The sequence below is a fragment of the Streptomyces sp. NPDC003027 genome, from assembly GCF_053591435.1.
In genome coordinates, this window is sequence record NZ_JBSFTU010000004.1 from 120,852 (window position 1) to 140,807 (window position 19,956).

Here is a 19,956-nt window from a genome sequence, read left to right on the forward strand (position 1 = left end):
CGGGGCTCGGATGAGCCGAGTGGCCGGAGCCCTCCTCCGGGCATGCGCGAGGCCCCGGCGGGAGCGCCCGCCGGGGCCTGTGACGAGCGGTTCCTACTTGACCGCGCCGGCTGTGAGACCGGCCACCACCTGCCGCTGGAAGATGATGTACGCGGCGAGCACCGGGAGCATGGCCATGACCAGTCCGGCGAAGAGCCCCGACCAGTCGCCCTTGTAGCCCTGGCTGACCGCGAGCTGCACCAGGCCCTGGGAGAGCACCTTCTTCTCGGGGTCGGTGTTGAGCACGGTGGGCAGCAGGTACTGGTTCCACTGGCCCAGGAAGTTGAAGATGCCGACGCTGATCAGGCCGGGCTTGGCCATCGGCAGCATCACCTGGAAGAAGGTCCGGGTGTGCGAGGCGCCGTCCATGAAGGCCGCCTCCGCCACCGAGGTCGGCAGGGTGCGGAAGAAGGCCGTCAGGAAGAAGACGGTGAACGGCAGCGAGTACGCGATGTAGACCAGGATCAGGCCGTGCAGCGTGTTGAGCAGGGCCATGTTCTGCAGCACGTAGAAGAGCGGCACCAGGGCGAGGATGATCGGGAAGCTCATCCCGCCGATGAAGAGGAAGTAGATGAAGCGGTTGCCGGGGAACTCGAAGCGGGCGAGCACATAGGCGGCCATCGACCCGAAGAGCAGCGTGCCGATGAGCGAACCTCCCACGACGAGGACGGTGTTGAGGAAGTAGTCGCTCATGTGCGCCTCGGTCCAGGCTCGTGCCCAGTTCTCGAAGTGCAGCTTGTCGGGGAGGGCCCACGGGGAGGTGAAGATCGCCCGGTCGGTCTTGAAGGAGGTCATGACCGCCCACAGCAGCGGCATGACCACCATGACCGCCCAGAGGATCAGGATGCCGTGGGAGAAGACGTTGAGGGTCGTGCCTTCGCCCTTGCCCTCCTTGCGGGGCTCGGGGTTCGCCGGGCCCGCGGTCTTCCGCGGCGACGCGCCGGCGGCCTCCCGCGGCCCGGGAAGGTCGCCGGTGCCGGTGGACGGGGTGTCGGTGGTCTTCATCTAGTACTCCAGCCGCTCGCGCCGGCCGAACCGCATCACGACCGCCGCGAAGGCCAGCGTGACGACGAGCAGCGCGACGCCGATCGTGGTGGCGTAGGCGGCCTGGCCGTCCCGGAAGGCCTTCTGGTAGACGTACAGCGGCATGACGATGGTGGAGTAGTCGGGGCCACCGCCGTTGGGGCCCACCGTCATGATCTGCACGACGGCGAAGGACTCCGCGCCGAGCGCCAGGATGCCCATGTAGATCCAGCCGGACTGCACGGTGTCCCAGAGCAGCGGCAGGGTGATCTTGAAGAAGGTGGTGATCCGGTTCGCGCCGTCGAGCAGCGCCGCCTCGTAGAAGTCCTTGGGGATGGAGGCCATGCCCGCCGAGAAGAGGACGACGAAGAAGCCGACGGTGGACCAGACCAGGACGACCATCACGCAGATGAGGGCGAGGTCGGGGTCGCCGAGCCAGTTCGGCTGGACGCCGCCGAGCCCCACTCCCTTGAGTACGGAGTTGATGGCGCCGCTGTTGGGGTTGTAGGCGAACTGGAAGAGCAGCGCGACGATCGCGATGGACAGCACCTGCGGGAAGAAATAGACGATCTTGTAGAAGGAGGAACCGCGCACACCGGCGATGGCCGCTCCCTTGCGACGCCGACCGCCGACATTCAGCATGAACGCGAAGAAGAGCGCCAGCCCGACCGTCACCAGCGGCAGCACGACCGCGAAGGTCAGACTGTGCTGCAGCGATTTCCAGAAGATGTCGTCGTCCAGCATTCTGCTGTAGTTGTCGAACCCGACCATCTGGAAATCGGGGCTGAGGCCGCTCCAGTCCGTGAACGAGTAATAGATGGACTGGATGAAGGGCCATATGACGAACAGCGCGTACATGGCCAGGGGGGCCGCCAGAAACCCCACGATGAAACGGTACTTGCCGTGTTGCATTCCTACCGACCCCGATCTTCCCGCGGAGAAGCCGCTGGTGCCGTGCGTGGCCCGAGTGCCGTACGCAGGGAGCCGGGGCCCGCTCCCGGTCGGCGGGAAGGGGCCCCGGCACAGCTCACTGGTGCTTGTAGTGCTTGATGGAGGTGTCCTTGGCCGCCTCGTCGGCGTACTTCTGGATCTTCTTGATCGTCTCGGCGGGGGTCGCGCGGCCCGCCATCATCTCGCCGAGGCCGGCGACGCCGATCTTCTCCTTCTGCAGCGCCACGTACCAGTCCTGGAGGCGCGGGTTGACGACGTTCTGACCGGCCTTCTCGAGCGCCGCGACACCCGACTTCAGACCCGGGGTCAGCTCGATGCCGTCGGTACCGCCGTTGTACGCGGTGAGCGACTTCACGGACTTGGTGAAGTTCCTGGAGGAGGCTTCGCTGAGCATGATGCGCAGCTGCTCCATGCCGCCCTCGACGTTCTTCGCCTTGGCCGGGACGATGAAGGGCTCACCGCCGGAGGCCCACATCGTGCCGAAGGGCATCTTGTCGGAGGCGTCGATACCCGTCGGCGCGGAGACGGCGAGATCGAAGTCCGCGGGCATGGTCTTCGCGGCCTCGTTCTCCACCCATGAACCGTTGGGGATGAAGAGCGCCTTGCCCTCGGTCCAGGCGGTCTGCGACTGGATGTGGTCGAGCCCGGGGGTGCCCTGGAGGATGTAGCCCTTCTTGTAGAGCTCGTAGTACGCCTCGAAGCACGTCTTGACGGCGGGGTGCTCCCAGGCCTTGGGCTCCAGGTTGTCGATCGCGTCAAGGACCTCGCGGCCGCCGACCTTGCCGATCATCGGGTAGAGCGAGAAGGGGATGTAGTACGGGTGTTTGCCCGCGTACGTCCAGCCCGCGATGCCCTTCTTCTTGGCCTTCTCGCAGACGGCGAGCATCTCGTCCCAGGTCTCGGGGTACTTCGCGTCGAGCGAGTCGAGCAGCTTCTGCGAGTACCAGACGCCGTAGACCGTGTAGGCGTAGTAGAGGACCCAGACCGGGTCGCCGTCGAACTGGCCCATCTCCACGATGCCCGGGCGCAGGGTGTCGCGGACCTTCTTGTCCGGGTCGTCGAGGGAGGCGGCGTCGAGCAGCGGGGTGAGGTCGGCCAGCTGCTTCTTGCCGACGAGCACGCCCATGTCCATCTGCTCGGCACCCGAGTTGTCGATCAGGTCGGGCGGGTTGCCGCCGTTGAAGCGCGGCTGGAGCTCGGTGGTGATCTTCTGGGTGGCGGTGAACTTGACCTTCGCCTCGGGGTAGTTGGTCTCGTAGACCTTCACCGCGTCCTTGGCGTACTGCTGGCCGAAGCCGCCGTCGAAGAGCACGAAGTCCAGGGGAGCCGACTCGTTCACGCCGAGCGGGTTCTTCGCCGACGTGGTCCCCTTCTCGACCTTGTCGTTGCTGCCGCCGCCACCGGAGGCGCAGGCCGACAGGAAACTCATCGTCGGCACCGAGATCAGACCGAGAGCGGCGGAGCGCTTGATCAGGTCGCGGCGGCCGAGGCCCTCGTTGTTGTGCGCGGAGGTGGATCCCATGCTCAAGTCCTCGCCTTCATTCAGGACTCAGGCGGTGTACCGGTCGCCCGTACTCTCGCCGCAGGCGAAGGGCCCCGCCACCGCATTCGAATGCAGCTTGGGTCGTGCGCCGACAGGTATAGTCCACTTTCCTTCCGCTGAGCAAGATCGAAAGCGGGTTTGAGCGGCAGTCTTTCCCGAGTTGAGACCTCGGGGATAGCCGCGCCGCATCTGCACCGTTTCATCCCGCGGGTTTCCGTTAACACCCTTGACACCTGGCACCACTTGGACCCCTACTGGAGCCTGCGCGTTTCTATTGACAACGTTGTCTAACGAGCGGCGGGAGTGACGACACCGAATGCAGGCCCGACTTCGCCCCGGACCGAGACCTCGACCCACGCACAGCGGCAGGCGCGTGTATCCGCACACCCGGGCGGCCGCCCTTCTCGCGGCCGCCGCGCTGATCGTGACGGCTGCGCCCTCCGCCTCCTTCGCCCTCCCGGCTCGACCCGAAGCGCCGGCGCGGGAGTTCACGACCTCCTTCGAGCCGGACGAGACCCAGCCGACCTGGCGCGACACCGTCGACGTCGGCCCTGACGGCTCGAAGAGGACCTCGGGGGTGGACGGCGGCTTCGCCAGTGGCATCCCCGGCAATGTCACCGACAAGGTGGTGGAGCTGCGCGCCAGCGGCGAGCACGCGAGCGCGGGCGAGACCAAGGAGAACCTGGTCGACCTCCAGCCGGGAACCAAGTGGCTGGTCTTCGAGCCGACCGCCTGGATCGAGTTCGACCTGGCCGAGCCGGTCAAGGTCGTCACCTACGCCATGACGTCGGCCAACGACGCCGCCGAACGCGACCCGCGCGACTGGACCCTGAAGGGCTCGGCGGACGGCAAGGAGTGGAAGGTCCTCGACACCCGGGCCGGCCAGAGCTTCGCCAAGCGCTTCGAGACGAAGACGTACGACTTCACCGGTGACACGGCCTACGCCCACTACCGGCTCGAGATCACCAAGAACGCCGGCGCCGGTCTCACCCAGCTCGCCGACGTTCAGTTCTCGAACGGGGACACCTCCACCCCCGTCCCGCCGGAGATGCGCAGCCATGTCGACCGGGGACCCGGCGGCTCCCCCACCGCCAAGGCGAACGCCGGGTTCACCGGCAAGCGGGCGCTGCGGTACGCCGGTACGCACAAGGCGGACGGCCGGGCCTACTCGTACAACAAGGTCTTCGACGTGCACACGGCCGTCGTCCGGAACACCGAGCTGTCCTACCGGGTCTTCCCCTCCCTCCCGGAGACGGACCTGAACTACCCGGCCACGCACGTCTCCGTGGATCTGGCCTTCACCGACGGCACCTATCTGAGTCAGCTGCGGGCCACCGACTCCCACGGCGGACTCCTCACACCGCAGGGCCAGGGCGCTGCCAAGCGGCTCTACGTCAACCAGTGGAACCAGGTGAGCGCGCGGATCGGCGCGGTCGCGGCCGGCAAGACCGTGGACCGGATCCTGCTGGCGTACGACTCCCCCCAGGGGCCCGCGAAGTTCCAGGGCTGGATCGACGACGTCCGACTGCGGCCGAAGGCTCCGGAGCAGCAGCTCGACCGGCTCTCCGACTACGCCTCCACGACCCGTGGCACCAACTCCAGCGGCTCCTTCTCGCGCGGCAACACCTTCCCCGCCACCGCTGTCCCCCATGGCTTCAACTTCTGGACGCCGGTGACCAATTCCGCCTCCAAGAGTTGGCTGTACGAGTACGCGCGCGGCAACAACGCCGACAATCTGCCCACGGTGCAGGCGTTCGCCGCGAGCCATGAGCCGAGCCCCTGGATGGGCGACCGCCAGACCTTCCAGGTGATGCCGTCCGCCGCCGCCGGCCCGCCGGAGATCGACCGGGCCAAGCGGGCTCTGGCCTTCCGCCACGAGAAGGAGACGGCCAGGCCGCACTATTACGGCGTCACCTTCGAGAACGGCCTGAAGGCCGAGATGGCCCCGACCGACCACGCGGCGATGATGCGCTTCACCTACCCGGGCCAGGACGCGAGCGTCGTCTTCGACAACGTCACCGAGGAGGGCGGGCTGACGCTCGACGCGGCGACCGGCTCCTTCACCGGGTACTCCGACGTGAAGAGCGGCCTGTCGACCGGTGCGACCCGGATGTTCGTCTACGGCGTCTTCGACGCGCCGGTCACCGCCTCCGCCGCGCAGGGCGTGAAGGGCCATCTCCGCTTCGACCCTGGCGCGGACCGTACCGTGACCCTGCGCCTCGCCACCTCGCTGATCTCCGTCGACCAGGCGAAGGCGAACCTCGCGGACGAGATCCCGGCCGGCACCGGCTTCGAGACGGTGAGGGAGCGGGCGCAGGACGCCTGGGACGCGATCCTCGGCCGGGTGGAGGTCGAGGGGGCCACCCACGACCAGCTCGTCACCCTCTACTCCAGCCTGTACCGGCTCTACCTCTACCCCAACTCCGGTTTCGAGAAGGTGGGTTCCAAGCACCAGTACGCCAGCCCCTTCTCCCCCATGGCCGGCCCCGACACCCCGACCCGTACCGGCGCGAAGATCGTCGACGGCAAGGTGTACGTCAACAACGGCTTCTGGGACACCTATCGCACGACCTGGCCCGCCTACGCGTTCCTCACCCCGGACAAGGCCGGTGAGCTGGTCGACGGCTTCGTGCAGCAGTACAAGGACGGCGGCTGGATCTCCCGCTGGTCCTCCCCCGGCTACGCCGACCTGATGACCGGCACCTCCTCCGACGTGGCGTTCGCCGACGCCTACGTCAAGGGCGTGGACTTCGACGCCGAGGCGGCGTACGAGGCCGCGCTGAAGAACGCGACCGTCGTCCCGCCGAGCCGTGGCGTCGGCCGCAAGGGCATGGAGACCTCCCCCTTCCTCGGATACGCCTCGACCGAGACCCACGAGGGGCTGTCCTGGTCCCTGGAGGGCTGTCTCAACGACTACGGCATCGCGAAGATGGCCGAGGCGCTGCACAAGAAGACCGGGAAGAAGCGGTACCAGGAGGAGGCCGCCTACTTCCTCTCCCGGGCGCAGAAGTACGTCTCCCTCTTCGACGCGAAGGCCGGCTTCTTCCAGGGCCGCGACCTCAAGGGCGCGTGGCGGGTGCCCTCCGACCGGTACGACCCGAGGATCTGGGGCCACGACTACACCGAGACCAACGGCTGGGGCTATGCCTTCACGGCCCCGCAGGACTCGCGCGGCCTGGCGAACCTCTACGGCGGCCGCTCCGGCCTCGCCGGGAAGCTGGACGCGTACTTCTCCACCCCGGAGACGGCGAGCCCGGAGTTCGTCGGCTCCTACGGCAGCGTCATCCACGAGATGACCGAGGCACGGGACGTCCGGATGGGCATGTACGGCCACTCCAACCAGGTCGCCCACCACGTGCCGTACATGTACAACGCGGCCGGGCAGCCCTGGAAGACGCAGGAGAAGGTCCGCGAGGTGCTCTCCCGGCTCTACACCGGCAGTGAGATCGGCCAGGGCTACCACGGCGACGAGGACAACGGCGAGCAGTCCGCCTGGTACCTCTTCTCCGCGCTCGGCTTCTATCCGCTGGTGATGGGCAGCGGGGAGTACGCGATCGGCTCGCCCCTGTTCAAGAAGGTGACCCTGCGCCTGGACAACGGACGCACGCTGGTCGTCGAGGCGCCCCGGAACAGCGCGCGGAACATCTACGTCCAGGGGGTGAAGGTCGACGGTGAGCGCTGGAACTCCACGGCGCTGCCGCACAGCCTCCTCGCCCGGGGCGGCACACTGAAGTTCGAGATGGGCCCGAGGCCGTCGGCGTGGGGCACGGGCGCCGGCGCGGGACCGGTCTCGATCACCCGGGACGACAAGGTGCCCGCGCCGCGCACGGACGCGATCAGCGGGACCGGGGCGCTCTTCGACGACACCTCGGCCACGGCGGGCCCCGCCGCCTCCGTGGAGCTGCCGGTGGCGAAGCCGGTCCGCGCGGTCCAGTACACGCTGACCTCGTCCGTACGGGACGAGGCGCCGGCGGGCTGGGTCCTCCAGGGCTCGGCGGACGGTGCCGCCTGGACGGATCTGGACCGGCGGACGGGCGAGTCCTTCACCTGGGACCGTCAGACGCGGGCCTTCACGGTCGCCGCACCGGGCACGTACGCGAAGTACCGCCTGGTGGCGGCCGGCGCGGGCGCGGAGCTGGCGGAGGTGGAGCTGCTGGGGTAGTGCGCGCACGCGGAAGGGCCCGCACCCCGGAGCTCCGGGGTGCGGGCCCTTCCTCTGCTCTGCTCCTAGCCGCGGATGAGGTTCCGCAGCACGTACTGCATGATGCCGCCGTTGCGGTAGTAGTCCGCCTCGCCGGGGGTGTCGATGCGGACGACCGCGTCGAACTCGACACCGGTGTCGGTGGTGACCTTGACCGTGCGCGGGGTGCGGCCCTCGTTCAGCTCGGTGACGCCGGTGAAGGAGAAGGTCTCCTCGCCGGTCAGGCCGAGGGAGGCCGCCGAGGCGCCCTCCGGGAACTGGAGCGGCAGGACGCCCATGCCGATGAGGTTCGAGCGGTGGATGCGCTCGTACGACTCGGCGATGACGGCCTTGACGCCGAGGAGCGCGGTGCCCTTGGCGGCCCAGTCGCGGGACGAGCCGGAGCCGTACTCCTTGCCGGCGAGCACGACGAGCGGGATGCCCTGCTCGATGTAGTTGCGCGAGGCGTCGTAGATGAACGACACCGGGGCGCCGTCCTTCGTGAAGTCGCGGGTGTAGCCGCCCTCGGTGCCCGGCGCGATCTGGTTGCGCAGGCGGATGTTGGCGAACGTGCCGCGGATCATGACCTCGTGGTTGCCTCGGCGCGAGCCGTAGGAGTTGAAGTCACGACGCTCCACACCGTGCTCGGTGAGGTACTTGCCGGCCGGGGTGTCGGCCTTGATGGCACCGGCCGGGGAGATGTGGTCGGTGGTGACCGAGTCACCCAGCTTGGCCAGGACGCGCGCGCCGGTGATGTCGGTGACCGGGGTGGTCTCCATCGTCATGCCCTCGAAGTACGGGGGCTTGCGGACGTAGGTGGACTGCGGGTCCCACTCGAAGGTGTTGCCGGTCGGGATCGGCAGCGCCTGCCACTGGGCGTCGCCCGCGAAGACGTCCTGGTAGGACTTGTTGAACATGTCCTCGCCGATGGCGTTGGCGACGACGTCGTTGACCTCGGCCTCCGAGGGCCAGATGTCGGCCAGGTAGACCGGCTTGCCCTCGGTGTCGATGCCGAGCGCGTCCTTGGTGATGTCCACCTTCATGGATCCCGCCAGGGCGTACGCGACGACCAGCGGCGGGGAGGCCAGGTAGTTCATCTTGACGTCGGGGTTGATCCGGCCCTCGAAGTTGCGGTTGCCGGAGAGCACCGACGTGACCGCCAGGTCGTGCTCGTTGACGGCCTTGGAGACCTCCTCCGGCAGCGGGCCGGAGTTGCCGATGCAGGTGGTGCAGCCGTAACCGACGAGGTTGAAGCCGACCTTGTCGAGGTACGGGGTCAGGCCCGCCTTGTCGAAGTAGTCGGTGACAACCTTTGAACCCGGCGCCAGGGTCGTCTTCACCCACGGCTTGCGGGTCAGGCCCTTCTCCACGGCCTTCTTCGCGACGAGCGCGGCGGCGACCATGACGTACGGGTTCGAGGTGTTGGTGCAGGAGGTGATCGCGGCGACGGTGACGGCGCCATGGTCGATCTCGTACGTCGAGCCGTCGGGGGCCGTGACGGTGACCGGGTTGGACGGCACGGTCTCGCCCGTGGCCTCGTCGTGCTGCGGGGCGCCGGCGCCGTTGTCGTCGTGGCCGTAGGCGGGGGCGTCACTGGCGGGGAACGACTCGGCGCTCGCCTCGTCGACCGGGGAGGCCACGCCGTGCGGCTTCTCCTGCTGCGGGACGCCCGGCTTGCGGTCGTCGCCGCCGGTCACACCCGCCTCGACGTAGTTGAGGACGTCGCGCTTGAACTGCTCGGCGGCGTTGGCGAGGACGATGCGGTCCTGCGGGCGCTTGGGGCCGGCGATGGAGGGGACGACCGTGGAGAGGTCGAGCTCCAGCTTCTCGGAGAAGTCGGGCTCGGCGGACGGGTCCAGCCAGAGGCCCTGCTCCTTGGCGTACGCCTCGACGAGCGCGACCTGCTGCTCGGAGCGGCCGGTGAGCTTGAGGTAGTTCAGGGTCTCGCCGTCGATCGGGAAGATCGCGGCGGTGGAGCCGAACTCGGGCGACATGTTGCCGATGGTGGCGCGGTTGGCGAGGCTCGTCGCCGCCACACCCTCGCCGTAGAACTCGACGAACTTGCCGACGACGCCGTGCTTGCGCAGCATCTCGGTGATCGTGAGCACGAGGTCGGTGGCGGTGGTGCCGGCCGGGAGCTCGCCGGTCAGCTTGAAGCCGACGACGCGCGGGATGAGCATGGAGACCGGCTGGCCGAGCATCGCGGCCTCGGCCTCGATGCCGCCGACGCCCCAGCCGAGCACACCGAGGCCGTTGACCATGGTGGTGTGGGAGTCGGTGCCGACGAGGGTGTCGGGGTACGCCTGGCCGCCCCGGACCATGACGGTACGGGCCAGGTGCTCGATGTTGACCTGGTGGACGATGCCGGTGCCGGGCGGGACGACCTTGAACTCGTCGAAGGCGGTCTGGCCCCAGCGCAGGAACTGGTAGCGCTCCTTGTTGCGGCCGTACTCCAGCTCGACGTTCTGGCCGAAGGCTTCCTTCGTGCCGAACTTGTCGGCGATGACGGAGTGGTCGATGACCAGCTCGGCCGGGGCGAGCGGGTTGATCTTCGCCGGGTCGCCGCCGAGCTCCTTGACGGCCTCACGCATGGTGGCGAGGTCGACGACGCAGGGCACACCGGTGAAGTCCTGCATGATCACGCGGGCCGGCGTGAACTGGATCTCCTGGCTGGGCTGCGCCTGCGAGTCCCAGTTGCCGAGCGCACGGATGTGGTCGGCGGTGATGTTCGCGCCGTCCTCGGTGCGGAGCAGGTTCTCCAGGAGCACCTTCAGGCTGTAGGGGAGGCGCGCAGAGCCCTCGACCTTGTCCAGCTTGAAGATCTCGTACGACTCGTCGCCCACGCGCAGCGTGCTGCGGGCGTCGAAGCTGTTCGCCGACACGACAGTCTCCTTCATCAATGTGCGCGTTCTGACCGCATCCTGCCGCGATGGCTCCTCGCCGGTCCGCTAAGGTAAGACTTAGTTAGGTAACCCTTACCGGCTGGCGCGGCTGCGGTGCGTCTTTCGGCAGATATCTCGATGTCGAGATAACTCTAGTACATGACCGCCGCGGGGTCATGCTCGGCGTGCCCTCGGGCGCGCGAAGCATGGGCGGGACGGACCGGCTCGGGCCGGGGCGGCGGGCTCCCGGGTCACGGAGGGGTGGCGGGCTCCCGGGTCGTCGGGGGGGCGGGCGCCGGACGGAGGACCCCCGTACGGCCGCGGAGCGATTGCCGCGCGCGGAGCCGGGGGCGAGGATCGGTCCATGTTCAGCGGCGCGCATGTGATCCTCTACACCTCCGACGCGGACGCGGATCGCGCGTTCCTCAGGGACGTGCTCGAGTTCGACCACGTCGACGCGGGCGAGGGCTGGCTCATCTTCAGGCTCCCGCCGGCCGAGGTCGCCGTCCACCCCTCCCCCGCCGAGCCGAAGCACGAGTTCTATCTGATGTGCGACGACATCACCGGCACGCTGACCACGCTCGAGGACCGCGGGACCGAGATCTCACGGCCCATCACCGACCAGGGCTGGGGCCTGCTCGCCGCCATCCGGCTGCCGAGCGGCGCCGAACTGCCCCTCTATGAACCGCGTCACCCCGTTGCGCACACCCCGTCACCCTGATGGCTCACCCCCACACCAGTCTCATCTCATATCTGAGATAACGTGACGGCATGGCAGACGACTACCTCGTACGCATCGGCAAGCTCATCCGTGACGCCCGCCAGCACCGCGGCTGGACGCAGACCCAGCTCGCCGAAGCCCTGGCCACCAGCCAGAGCGCCGTCAACCGCATCGAACGCGGCAACCAGAACATCAGCCTTGAGATGATCGCCCGCATCGGCGAAGCGCTCGACAGCGAGATCGTGTCCCTGGGTTACGCCGGCCCCATGCATCTGCGGGTCGTCGGCCGCCGCCGGCTCTCCGGCGCCATCGACGTCAAGACGAGCAAGAACGCGTGTGTCGCGCTGCTCTGCGCCTCGCTCCTCAACAAGGGCCGCACGGTCCTGCGCCGCGTCGCCCGGATCGAGGAGGTCTTCCGGCTCCTGGAGGTCCTCAACTCCATCGGCGTACGCACCCGTTGGATCAACGAAGGCGTCGACCTGGAGATCGTCCCGCCGGCCGAGCTCGACATGGAGGCGATCGACGCCGAGGCCGCGATCCGCACCCGCTCGATCATCATGTTCCTCGGCCCGCTGCTGCACCGCCTCGACCGCTTCAAGCTGCCGTACGCGGGCGGCTGCGACCTCGGTACGCGCACCATCGAGCCGCACATGATCGCGCTGCGCCGCTTCGGTCTGGACATCACCGCGACGGAGGGGCTCTACCACGCCCAGGTCGAGCCGTCGGTGGTCCCTGACCGCCCGATCGTGCTGACCGAGCGCGGTGACACGGTGACCGAGAACGCGCTCCTGGCCGCCGCCCGCCACGACGGCGTCACCGTCATCCGCAACGCCTCCTCCAACTACATGGTCCAGGACCTGTGCTTCTTCCTGGAAGCCCTGGGCGTACGGGTGGAGGGCATCGGCACGACCACGCTGACCGTGCACGGGGTGCCCCAGATCGACGTGGACGTCGACTACTCCCCCTCGGAGGACCCGGTCGAGGCGATGAGCCTGCTGGCCGCGGCCGTCGTCACCGAGTCGGAGCTGACGATCCGTCGGGTGCCGATCGAGTTCATGGAGATCGAGCTCGCGGTCCTGGAGGAGATGGGCCTCGACCACGACCGCTCGGCGGAGTACCCGGCCGACAACGGCCGCACCCGCCTGGTCGACCTGACGGTCCGGCCCTCCAAGCTGGAGGCGCCGATCGACAAGATCCACCCCATGCCGTTCCCGGGCCTGAACATCGACAACGTCCCGTTCTTCGCGGCGATCGCGGCGACCGCGCAGGGCAAGACCCTGATCCACGACTGGGTCTACGACAACCGCGCGATCTACCTCACGGACCTCAACCGCCTCGGCGGCCGCCTCCAGCTCCTCGACCCCCACCGCGTCCTGGTCGAGGGCCCGACCCGCTGGCGCGCGGCGGAGATGATGTGCCCGCCGGCCCTGCGCCCGGCAGTGGTGGTGCTGCTGGCGATGATGGCGGCGGAGGGGACGTCGGTCCTGCGGAACGTGTACGTGATCAACCGGGGGTACGAGGACCTGGCGGAGCGCCTGAACTCGGTGGGGGCGCAGATCGAGATCTTCCGGGACATCTGACGGAAGGATCTCGCCGGGCTTGCGCGCAAGCCCGGCTGCTGTCCCCCGCAGCCGGATGCGGCCTGGTCGCCCGGGCTTCGGCAGCAGATGTGGTGACCGTCGGCTGAAGGTCGCCCCTTTCACGTACCCGGCGGTGTCTGCTGCGGGTCAGCGCGGCATGGCCGTGATCGCGGCGCGGGCGATCTCCGCGGCCTCCGACTCGCAGCTCGACGCCGGGTGTTCGTCGCCGCCCAGGGCCACCTCCACCACGAGGTTGCCGTCGCGGACGTACAGGTGGCAGTGCTCGGTGGGACTGCTGCCGTCCGGAGGTGCTCACGTCGGCACGCCGTGACGGCCGCCAGCCGAGTCGGGCGGTACCCGGGCTGGGTTGGTTACCTGCCCGGATCGCGGTGCGCCGGTCAGAGGTCCTGGTCCGGCCAGCCCAGGAGGCGGGCGCCGATGACTGCCGTCTGGAGGGTGTAGCGGTGGACCGGGTCGCCGGGGTCCGCGCCCGTCAGGCGGTGGATGCGGTCCAGGCGGTACGTCATCGCCCGGACGCTCAGACGCAGTCGCCGGGCCGCCTCGGCGGCGACGCAGCCGGTGTCGAAGTACGCGGTGAGCGTGTCGATGAGCGGCTGGGCGCCGCCGCGGGCCTGCTGGAGCGGGCCGAGGACGCTGAGGACCAGATCGGCCATGGCCTGGCGGTCACGGGTGAGAACGGGGTAGACGAGGAGGTCGGCGGCGTACAGGACCGGGCCGGGCAGGTCGATGCGGCTGGCCAGGTCGAGGGCGTTGAGGGCCTCCTCGTACGAGTGGACGACCCCTCCGGGCCCCGAGTGCGGGCGGCCTACGGCGACCTGGCCGCCGTCGGTCGCCGCGTACGCCTGCTTCGCGAAGAAGGTGAGCACATCGGGCTCGTCCGCGGGCGCCACGCAGATCAGCCGGCCGTCCTTCGTCGTGAGCAGGATGCGGCGGTGCCCGAAGCGCGCCACGAGGGCGGACTCGACACCGCGGGTGACCGCGTATCCGTCGCCGTACGGCTCCGGGCCCTGCGCAACGGCCACCGCGTGCGCGTGGGAGAGCAGCAGGCCGAAGCGTTCGGCACGCTCGGCGAGGCGGCCCAGGTCGCTGCGACCGTACAGCAGGTCGTCGATGAACTCGCGTCTGGCCGCCTCCTCCTGACGGACGGCCAGGCGCTGAGCGCGCTCGTGGCCTTCCGCGAAGGCGTCGACGGCCTGGGTGACCGTGGCGAGGAGGCGGTCGGCTGCGGAGCGCGGCAGCGCGCGCTGAAGCTCCTGGGCGGCGGAGAGGTGCGCCCGTACCAGGGCGCGCAGGCCGAAGCCGTCCTCGGCGGCCCGTTCGCCCCGGCCCCGCAGCGCGTCGAGCTCGTCGCGCGTCAGTCTTCTGCCCGTGGCGCAGGCGCCCGTCAGGATCTCGGCGTACCCCTCCAGGTACCCCTCGGACATCTCCCGCTCCGTCACGGCCCCTCCCCCGTCCCGCCCGTTGCCGGCGCCACGGTGTCGTTCCGTGGCGTGCCGGGGTCAAGGCTGACACATCGCCGCAGGCCGGCGTCGTGCGGCGGGGTCCGGGGCAGAGCCGTGCGGCCGGGTCAGCCCGCGCCCGGGGGCCCTACCCCGCCTTTGAGGCGTTCGATGTCCGAGGGGCGTACCTGGATGGCGAAGAGCGCGATGAGGGCGGCGACGACGGTGAAGGCCGCCGCGAGGATGAACGCGAGGGAGACACCCGAGGCCAGCACCTCGTGTCCCCAGGGCGGTGGCAGCCGGCCCGTGCGGGCGAACTCGGCCTTCTCCAGGGGGTTCGCCCGGGAGAGGAAGGCGGGCACCTGCTTCTCCGCCTCGTTGCGGCTGGCCGTGCCGAAGGCCGTGACGAGGATCGACAGGCCCAGCGAGCCTCCCACCTGCTGGGTGACGTTGAGCAGGCCGGACGCGGCGCCCGTCTCCGCCGCCTCCACGTTGGAGAGCGCCATCAGGGTCAGCGAGATGAACATCATGCCCATGCCGAGGCTGAAGACCAGCATCGGTCCCAGGATGCTGCCCAGATAGGTCGAGTGGACATCGGTGAGGGTCAGCCAGGACAGGCCGGCCGCGGCGAGCAGCGAACCGAGCACCATGAAGGGTTTCGGTCCGAACCTCGGCAGAAGCTGCGAGGCGAGCCCCGCACCGACCGCGATCACGGCGCTGACCGGCAGGAAGGCCAGCCCGGCCTCCAGGGGGCTGAAGTCCAGGACGTTCTGCACGAAGAGGGTCAGGAAGAAGAACATGCCGAACATGGCGGCGGCCAGGCAGAGCATGATGGCGTACGTGCCCGCCCGGTTGCGGTCGGCGAACATGCGCAGCGGCGTGATCGGCTGCCGGGATCGCCGTTCCACCAGGATGAACACGCCCAGCAGCACGATCGCGGCCCCGAAGGAGGCGAGGGTGAGCGGGTCGCGCCAGCCCTCCTGGGCGGCGCGGATGAACCCGTACACCAGCGCCACCATGCCGAGGGTGGCGGTGAGTGCTCCGGCGAGGTCGAAGTGGCCCGCGTGCCGCTCGGACTCCTTGATGTGGCGGGGCGCGGCGAACGCGATGAGCACGGCGATCGGGACGTTGACGAAGAGGACCCACCGCCAGTCGAGCCATTCGACCAGCACACCGCCGGCGAGCAGACCGATCGCGCCGCCGCCTGCCGAGACGGCCGCGAACACGCCGAACGCACGGTTGCGTGCCGGGCCTTCGGTGAAGGTCGTGGAGATCAGGGCGAGCGAGGTCGGGGAGGCGATGGCGCCGCCGACACCCTGCAGGGCGCGGGCGGCCAGGAGCTGCCCCGAGTTCTGGGCCAGGCCGCCGAGCAGGGAGGCGAGTCCGAAGAGCAGCACGCCGAAGACGAAGACTCGGCGGCGGCCCAGGATGTCACCGGCCCGCCCGCCGAGCAGCAGCAGACCGCCGAAGGTCAGGGTGTAGGCGTTGACCACCCAGGACAGGGTGGTCGTGGAGAACTCCAGGGAGCGCTGGATCTGCGGCAGCGCGATGTTCACGATCGTGATGTCGAGGACGACCATCAGCTGGCAGGAGGCGATGACCAGGAGAGCGATCCCGTTGCCGTCGCCCCGGCGCTTGGGGGCGGCGGTTGGTGCTGGCGTCGTCGGCTCGGGGTTACTCATGGCGCATCGCGCCCTCGCGTGGTGAGGGAGCCGTGGGCCGGTCAGTCCACCTTTCGACCCTAAGCCCGCCTTCGGCGGGAGACCAATCGATCAAGCGGTCCTGGGAGTACCGGCGTCCGACGGGCTTGCGACGCCGAACTCCCGTGGCCACTCGGCCGCTTGGCGGCGTCCGCCGCGTCGCACGAGGCGGTTCCGTCCCGGTCAGGTCAGGTCAGGTCAGGTCAGGTCAGGTCATTCCAGTACGGCGAAACCGTCCAGCTCCACCCGCGCCTGTTCGTCCCACAGCCGTACGACGCCGATCACGGCCATCGCCGGATAGTCGCGGCCGGCCAGCCGCCGCCAGATCCGCCCGAGTTCATGGGCGTGGCGGCGGTAGTCGGAGACGTCGGTGGCGTACACGGTGACGCGCGCCAGGTCGGCGGGCGAGCCGCCGGCGTGGCGGAGGGCGGCGAGGAGGTTGGTGAGCGCGGTCTCGAACTGCTCGGGCAGGGTCTCGCCGACCACCTTGCCGTCGCGGTCGAGGCTGGTCTGACCGGCGAGGAAGACGAGGCGGGTGCCGGTGGCGGTGACGGCGTGGGAGAAGCCGGTGGGCGGGGAGAGTTCGGCCGGGTTGTGCCGGTGCAGAGGCGTCATCCGTAGAGCTCCTTCGCCATTCGCGCGGTCGCGGTCCGTGTTGCGGTCAGGGTCCGTTCCTTCGCCGCCCGTTCCTGCGTCATCCGTACAGCTCCTTCGCGATGATCGTGCGCTGGACCTCCGTGGCTCCTTCGTAGATGCGCGGCGCACGCACCTCGCGGTACAGGTGTTCGAGCAGATGGCCGCGTTGCAGGGCCCGCGCGCCGTGGAGCTGGACGGCGGCGTCGACGACGTACTGCGCGGTCTCGGTGGCGAGCAGTTTCGCCATGGCCGCGCGTTTGGGCACATCCTCCGCCCCCGCGTCGTACGCCGCCGCCGCCGCGTAGACGAGCAGCCGGGCGGCCTCGGTACGGGTGGCCATCTCGGCGACCTGGTGGGCGACGGCCTGGAGGTCGCGCAGGACCCCGCCGAAGGCGGGGCGGGCGGCGGTGTGCGCCAGGGTGGCGTCCAGGGCCGCCTGGGCCATGCCGACGGCGAAGGCGCCGACGCTGGGGCGGAAGAGGTTGAGGGTGTTCATGGCGACCCGGAAGCCGCGGTCGACCTCGCCGAGGACATCGGCCCGGCCGACGGGGACCCCGTCGAAGACGAGGGTGCCGATGGCGTGCGGGGAGAGCATGTCCAGGGGGCTTCCGGTCAGACCGGGCCGGTCGGCGGGGACGAGGAAGGCCGTGACGCCGCGAGCGCCGGCGTCCGGGGTGGTCCGGGCGAAGACGGTCGCGAAGTCGGCCTCGGGGGCGTTGGAGATCCACCGTTTCTCGCCGTGCAGCAGCCAGCCTCCGGAGCCGTCGGGGCGGGCTTCGAGGGCGAGGGCGGCGGCGTCGGATCCGGCGTCCGGCTCGCTCAGCGCGAAGGCGGCGACGGCCCGTCCGGCCATCACCTCCGGGAGCCAGCGGTCGCGCTGCTCGGGGGTGCCGGCGGCGGCGACGGGGTAGGCACCGAGCCCTTGGAGGGCGAGCGCGGTCTCGGCCTCGGTGCAGGAGTGCGCGAGGGACTCGCGCATCAGGCAGAGGTCGAGGGCTCCCGCCCGGAAGAGCCGGGCGAGGAGGCCGAGTTCACCGAGCGCCGCGACGAGGGGGCGGTTGACGCGGCCGGGTTCGCCCTTGTCGGCGAGGGGCCGCAGGTGTTCGGCCGCGAGGGCGCGGAGCTCCGCACACCGGGCGGTCTGCGCGGGATCGAGCGAGAATGCGGACATTCGGACTCCCTGCCTCCGTCGTCGCCGTTCGGGCCGTTCGCTCTTCGTGGCCGTTCGCCGTTCGTGGGCCTCGCCGTTCGTGCCGGTCGTGGTCGTCGCCGTTCGTGGCCTTGATGGCCTTCGTAACCTTCGTGACCTTCGTACCCTCGTGCTCATCGCCGTCGGACGCCGTCCGTCACCGTGCGCGGCTGGATGCCGCGCCGCGTGACCGCTCACCGTTCTATCGCGCACCGTTGACTGTCGTCACCATCACGATACGCTCGATGAGCGACCCCACCACGACAAGGGGACGAACTCATGGAGCTGACCCCCTCGGCCCACCACGACACCTTCGCGCGCGACCATCTGCCGCCCGCCGACCAGTGGCCGCAGTTGCTCTTCGATCTGCCCGGCCTGCGCTACCCGGAGCGGCTCAACTGCGGGGCGGAACTGCTCGACCGTACGGTGGAACGATTCGGCGCGGGACGACCGGCGTTCCGGGACGGCGAGGGTCATGTCTGGACATATGGACAACTTCACGAGCGGGTGAACCGCATCGCTCATGTCCTGACATCCGACATGGGAGTACGGCCCGGCCACCGGGTGCTCCTGCGCGGCCCCACGACCCCCTGGCTGGCCGCGTGCTGGCTCGCCGTGATGAAGGCGGGCGCGATCGCCGTCACCGTCCTGGCCCAACAACGGGCCCGGGAACTCGCCGTGATGTGCGAGATGGCCAGGTGCACCCACGCGCTCTGCGACATCCGGTCGGTCGACGACCTGGTCAAGGCGGAAGTCCCCGGCCTGCGGATCACCGCGTACGGCGGGGACTCCCCCGACGACCTGCTCTCGCTCGCCCTCGGCAAGCCGGCCGTCTACGAGGCCGTGGACACGGCCGCCGACGACGTGGCCCTGATCGCCTTCACGTCCGGCACCACCGGACGGCCCAAGGGGTGCATGCACTTCCACCGCGACGTGCTGGCCGTCGCCGACACCTTCTCCACCCACCTCCTGCGCCCGGAACCGGACGACGTCTTCGCCGGCTCCCCGCCGCTCGGCTTCACCTTCGGCCTCGGCGGCCTCGTCGTCTTCCCGCTGCGGGCCGGGGCGAGCGCCCTCCTCCTGGAACAGGCCGGCCCCGCCCAGCTCCTCGCGGCCGTCGCCGAACACCGGGTGTCGGTGCTGTTCACGGCACCGACCGCGTACCGGCTGATGCTCGACGAGCTGGACGGGCAGGCCCGCGAAACCACCGCCTCGCTGCGCCGGTGCGTGTCCGCCGGCGAGAATCTGCCGGCCGCCACCTGGGAGGCCTGGCACGCGCGCACCGGCCTGAAGCTGATCAACGGCATCGGCGCGACCGAGCTGCTCCACATCTTCATCTCCGCGGCGGACGGCGACATCCGGCCGGGCACGACCGGACGGCCGGTTCCTGGCTGGCAGGCGCGAGTGGTGGATCGCACGGGCGCCGAGGTGCCGGACGGCGAGGAGGGCCTGCTCGCGGTGCGCGGCCCGGTGGGCTGCCGGTATCTTGCCGATCCCCGCCAGGGCGAGTACGTCCTCGACGGGTGGAACGTCACCGGTGACACCTACGTACGCGACGCGGACGGCTACTTCCGGTACGTGGCCCGCGCAGACGACATGATCATCTCGGCCGGCTACAACATCGCCGGCCCCCAGGTCGAGGAGGCGCTCCTCGCCCACCCGGACGTGGTGGAGGCGGCGGTGGTCGGCCATCCGGACGAGCTGCGCGGCCAGATCGTGGTCGCGTACACGGTGGTACGCGGCGGTGTACCGCGCGACGCGGAGACGGCGGCCGCGCTGCGCGCCTTCGTCCAAGCCCGCCTCGTGCCGTACAAATGCCCTCGGAAGATCGTCTTCCTGGACGCCCTGCCGCGGACGGCGACGGGGAAACTCCAGCGCTTCCGGCTACGCGCCGAGGAGACGGCGACCGGGCCGGGCGCGGACGCACGCGATCAGGACCCCGCGGCCACCCCCTAGGGAGCGTCCGGAAAGTATCGTCGTCCGCCCGCAGGGCGGGGTGCGCGGTGTCCGGTGCGTGCGATCGCAAGGCGGAGGAGGGAGACAATGGCGGAG

General features: G+C 69.8%; 12 protein-coding genes. 4 read left to right on the top strand and 8 right to left on the bottom strand.

Annotated elements, in window-relative coordinates:
- Window positions 1-93: 93 nt before the first annotated feature.
- The 3 genes from ACWDX6_RS05370 to ngcE all read right to left on the bottom strand — a co-directional run bounded on the left by ACWDX6_RS05370 (window position 94) and on the right by ngcE (window position 3,535).
- Window positions 94-1,044 (bottom strand): carbohydrate ABC transporter permease, encoded by a 951-nt coding sequence (locus ACWDX6_RS05370; protein ID WP_451483606.1) that lies wholly within the window; start codon window positions 1,042-1,044, stop codon window positions 94-96.
- On the bottom strand, window positions 1,045-1,974 hold the full coding sequence (locus tag ACWDX6_RS05375; RefSeq protein WP_451483607.1) for a carbohydrate ABC transporter permease: 930 nt from the start codon (window positions 1,972-1,974) through the stop codon (window positions 1,045-1,047).
- 115 nt (window positions 1,975-2,089) lie between these two features.
- Window positions 2,090-3,535 carry an N-acetylglucosamine/diacetylchitobiose ABC transporter substrate-binding protein gene (gene ngcE, locus ACWDX6_RS05380; RefSeq protein WP_451483608.1) on the bottom strand — a complete coding sequence of 482 codons (1,446 nt, stop codon included), beginning with the start codon at window positions 3,533-3,535 and terminating at the stop codon, window positions 2,090-2,092.
- A gap of 337 nt (window positions 3,536-3,872) precedes the next feature.
- Between ngcE and ACWDX6_RS05385 the strand changes: the two genes are divergently transcribed.
- Window positions 3,873-7,718, top strand: a complete 3,846-nt coding sequence (locus tag ACWDX6_RS05385; protein ID WP_451483609.1) for a GH92 family glycosyl hydrolase — start codon at window positions 3,873-3,875, stop codon at window positions 7,716-7,718.
- A gap of 65 nt (window positions 7,719-7,783) precedes the next feature.
- Here the strand turns inward: ACWDX6_RS05385 and ACWDX6_RS05390 are convergent, their stop codons facing one another.
- A complete protein-coding gene (locus ACWDX6_RS05390; RefSeq protein WP_451483610.1) occupies window positions 7,784-10,618 on the bottom strand; it encodes an aconitate hydratase in 2,835 nt (944 codons plus the stop codon).
- Between the two features lie 364 nt (window positions 10,619-10,982).
- Here ACWDX6_RS05390 and ACWDX6_RS05395 point away from each other — a divergent pair, with 364 nt between their 5' ends.
- The gene (locus ACWDX6_RS05395) at window positions 10,983-11,339 is read left to right on the top strand and encodes a VOC family protein (RefSeq protein ID WP_451483611.1); all 357 of its coding nucleotides are present in this window, start codon (window positions 10,983-10,985) and stop codon (window positions 11,337-11,339) included.
- Between the two features lie 50 nt (window positions 11,340-11,389).
- Complete coding sequence (locus ACWDX6_RS05400) at window positions 11,390-12,919, top strand: helix-turn-helix domain-containing protein (protein WP_403294851.1); 1,530 nt, start codon at window positions 11,390-11,392, stop codon at window positions 12,917-12,919.
- A 398-nt stretch (window positions 12,920-13,317) separates the two neighbouring features.
- Here the strand turns inward: ACWDX6_RS05400 and ACWDX6_RS05405 are convergent, their stop codons facing one another.
- From ACWDX6_RS05405 to ACWDX6_RS05420, 4 genes are all read right to left on the bottom strand, one after another.
- Window positions 13,318-14,364, bottom strand: a complete 1,047-nt coding sequence (locus tag ACWDX6_RS05405; protein ID WP_451483612.1) for a PucR family transcriptional regulator — start codon at window positions 14,362-14,364, stop codon at window positions 13,318-13,320.
- Window positions 14,365-14,507: 143 nt separating this feature from the next.
- Window positions 14,508-16,061: an MFS transporter gene (locus tag ACWDX6_RS05410; RefSeq protein WP_451483613.1), complete on the bottom strand. Its 1,554-nt coding sequence runs from the start codon at window positions 16,059-16,061 to the stop codon at window positions 14,508-14,510.
- A 231-nt stretch (window positions 16,062-16,292) separates the two neighbouring features.
- Window positions 16,293-16,694, bottom strand: coding sequence for a RidA family protein (locus ACWDX6_RS05415; protein ID WP_451483614.1), 402 nt, complete (start codon window positions 16,692-16,694; stop codon window positions 16,293-16,295).
- Between the two features lie 79 nt (window positions 16,695-16,773).
- Complete coding sequence (locus tag ACWDX6_RS05420; RefSeq protein ID WP_451483615.1) at window positions 16,774-17,886, bottom strand: acyl-CoA dehydrogenase family protein; 1,113 nt, start codon at window positions 17,884-17,886, stop codon at window positions 16,774-16,776.
- Between the two features lie 297 nt (window positions 17,887-18,183).
- Between ACWDX6_RS05420 and ACWDX6_RS05425 the strand changes: the two genes are divergently transcribed.
- A complete protein-coding gene (locus tag ACWDX6_RS05425) occupies window positions 18,184-19,860 on the top strand; it encodes an AMP-binding protein (RefSeq protein ID WP_451483616.1) in 1,677 nt (558 codons plus the stop codon).
- The last annotated feature ends 96 nt before the right edge of the window (window positions 19,861-19,956 follow it).

What these genes read in the sequence shown, in the direction of transcription:
- ACWDX6_RS05395 (WP_451483611.1), top strand. Translation starts at nt 10,983, where the DNA reads ATGTTCAGCGGCGCGCATGTGATCCTCTACACCTCCGACGCGGACGCG.
- ACWDX6_RS05370 (WP_451483606.1), bottom strand. Translation starts at nt 1,044, where the DNA reads ATGAAGACCACCGACACCCCGTCCACCGGCACCGGCGACCTTCCCGGG.
- ACWDX6_RS05410 (WP_451483613.1), bottom strand. Translation starts at nt 16,061, where the DNA reads ATGAGTAACCCCGAGCCGACGACGCCAGCACCAACCGCCGCCCCCAAG.
- ACWDX6_RS05375 (WP_451483607.1), bottom strand. Translation starts at nt 1,974, where the DNA reads ATGCAACACGGCAAGTACCGTTTCATCGTGGGGTTTCTGGCGGCCCCC.
- ngcE (WP_451483608.1), bottom strand. Translation starts at nt 3,535, where the DNA reads ATGGGATCCACCTCCGCGCACAACAACGAGGGCCTCGGCCGCCGCGAC.
- ACWDX6_RS05400 (WP_403294851.1), top strand. Translation starts at nt 11,390, where the DNA reads ATGGCAGACGACTACCTCGTACGCATCGGCAAGCTCATCCGTGACGCC.
- ACWDX6_RS05415 (WP_451483614.1), bottom strand. Translation starts at nt 16,694, where the DNA reads ATGACGCCTCTGCACCGGCACAACCCGGCCGAACTCTCCCCGCCCACC.
- ACWDX6_RS05420 (WP_451483615.1), bottom strand. Translation starts at nt 17,886, where the DNA reads ATGTCCGCATTCTCGCTCGATCCCGCGCAGACCGCCCGGTGTGCGGAG.
- ACWDX6_RS05425 (WP_451483616.1), top strand. Translation starts at nt 18,184, where the DNA reads ATGGAGCTGACCCCCTCGGCCCACCACGACACCTTCGCGCGCGACCAT.
- ACWDX6_RS05385 (WP_451483609.1), top strand. Translation starts at nt 3,873, where the DNA reads ATGCAGGCCCGACTTCGCCCCGGACCGAGACCTCGACCCACGCACAGC.
- ACWDX6_RS05405 (WP_451483612.1), bottom strand. Translation starts at nt 14,364, where the DNA reads ATGTCCGAGGGGTACCTGGAGGGGTACGCCGAGATCCTGACGGGCGCC.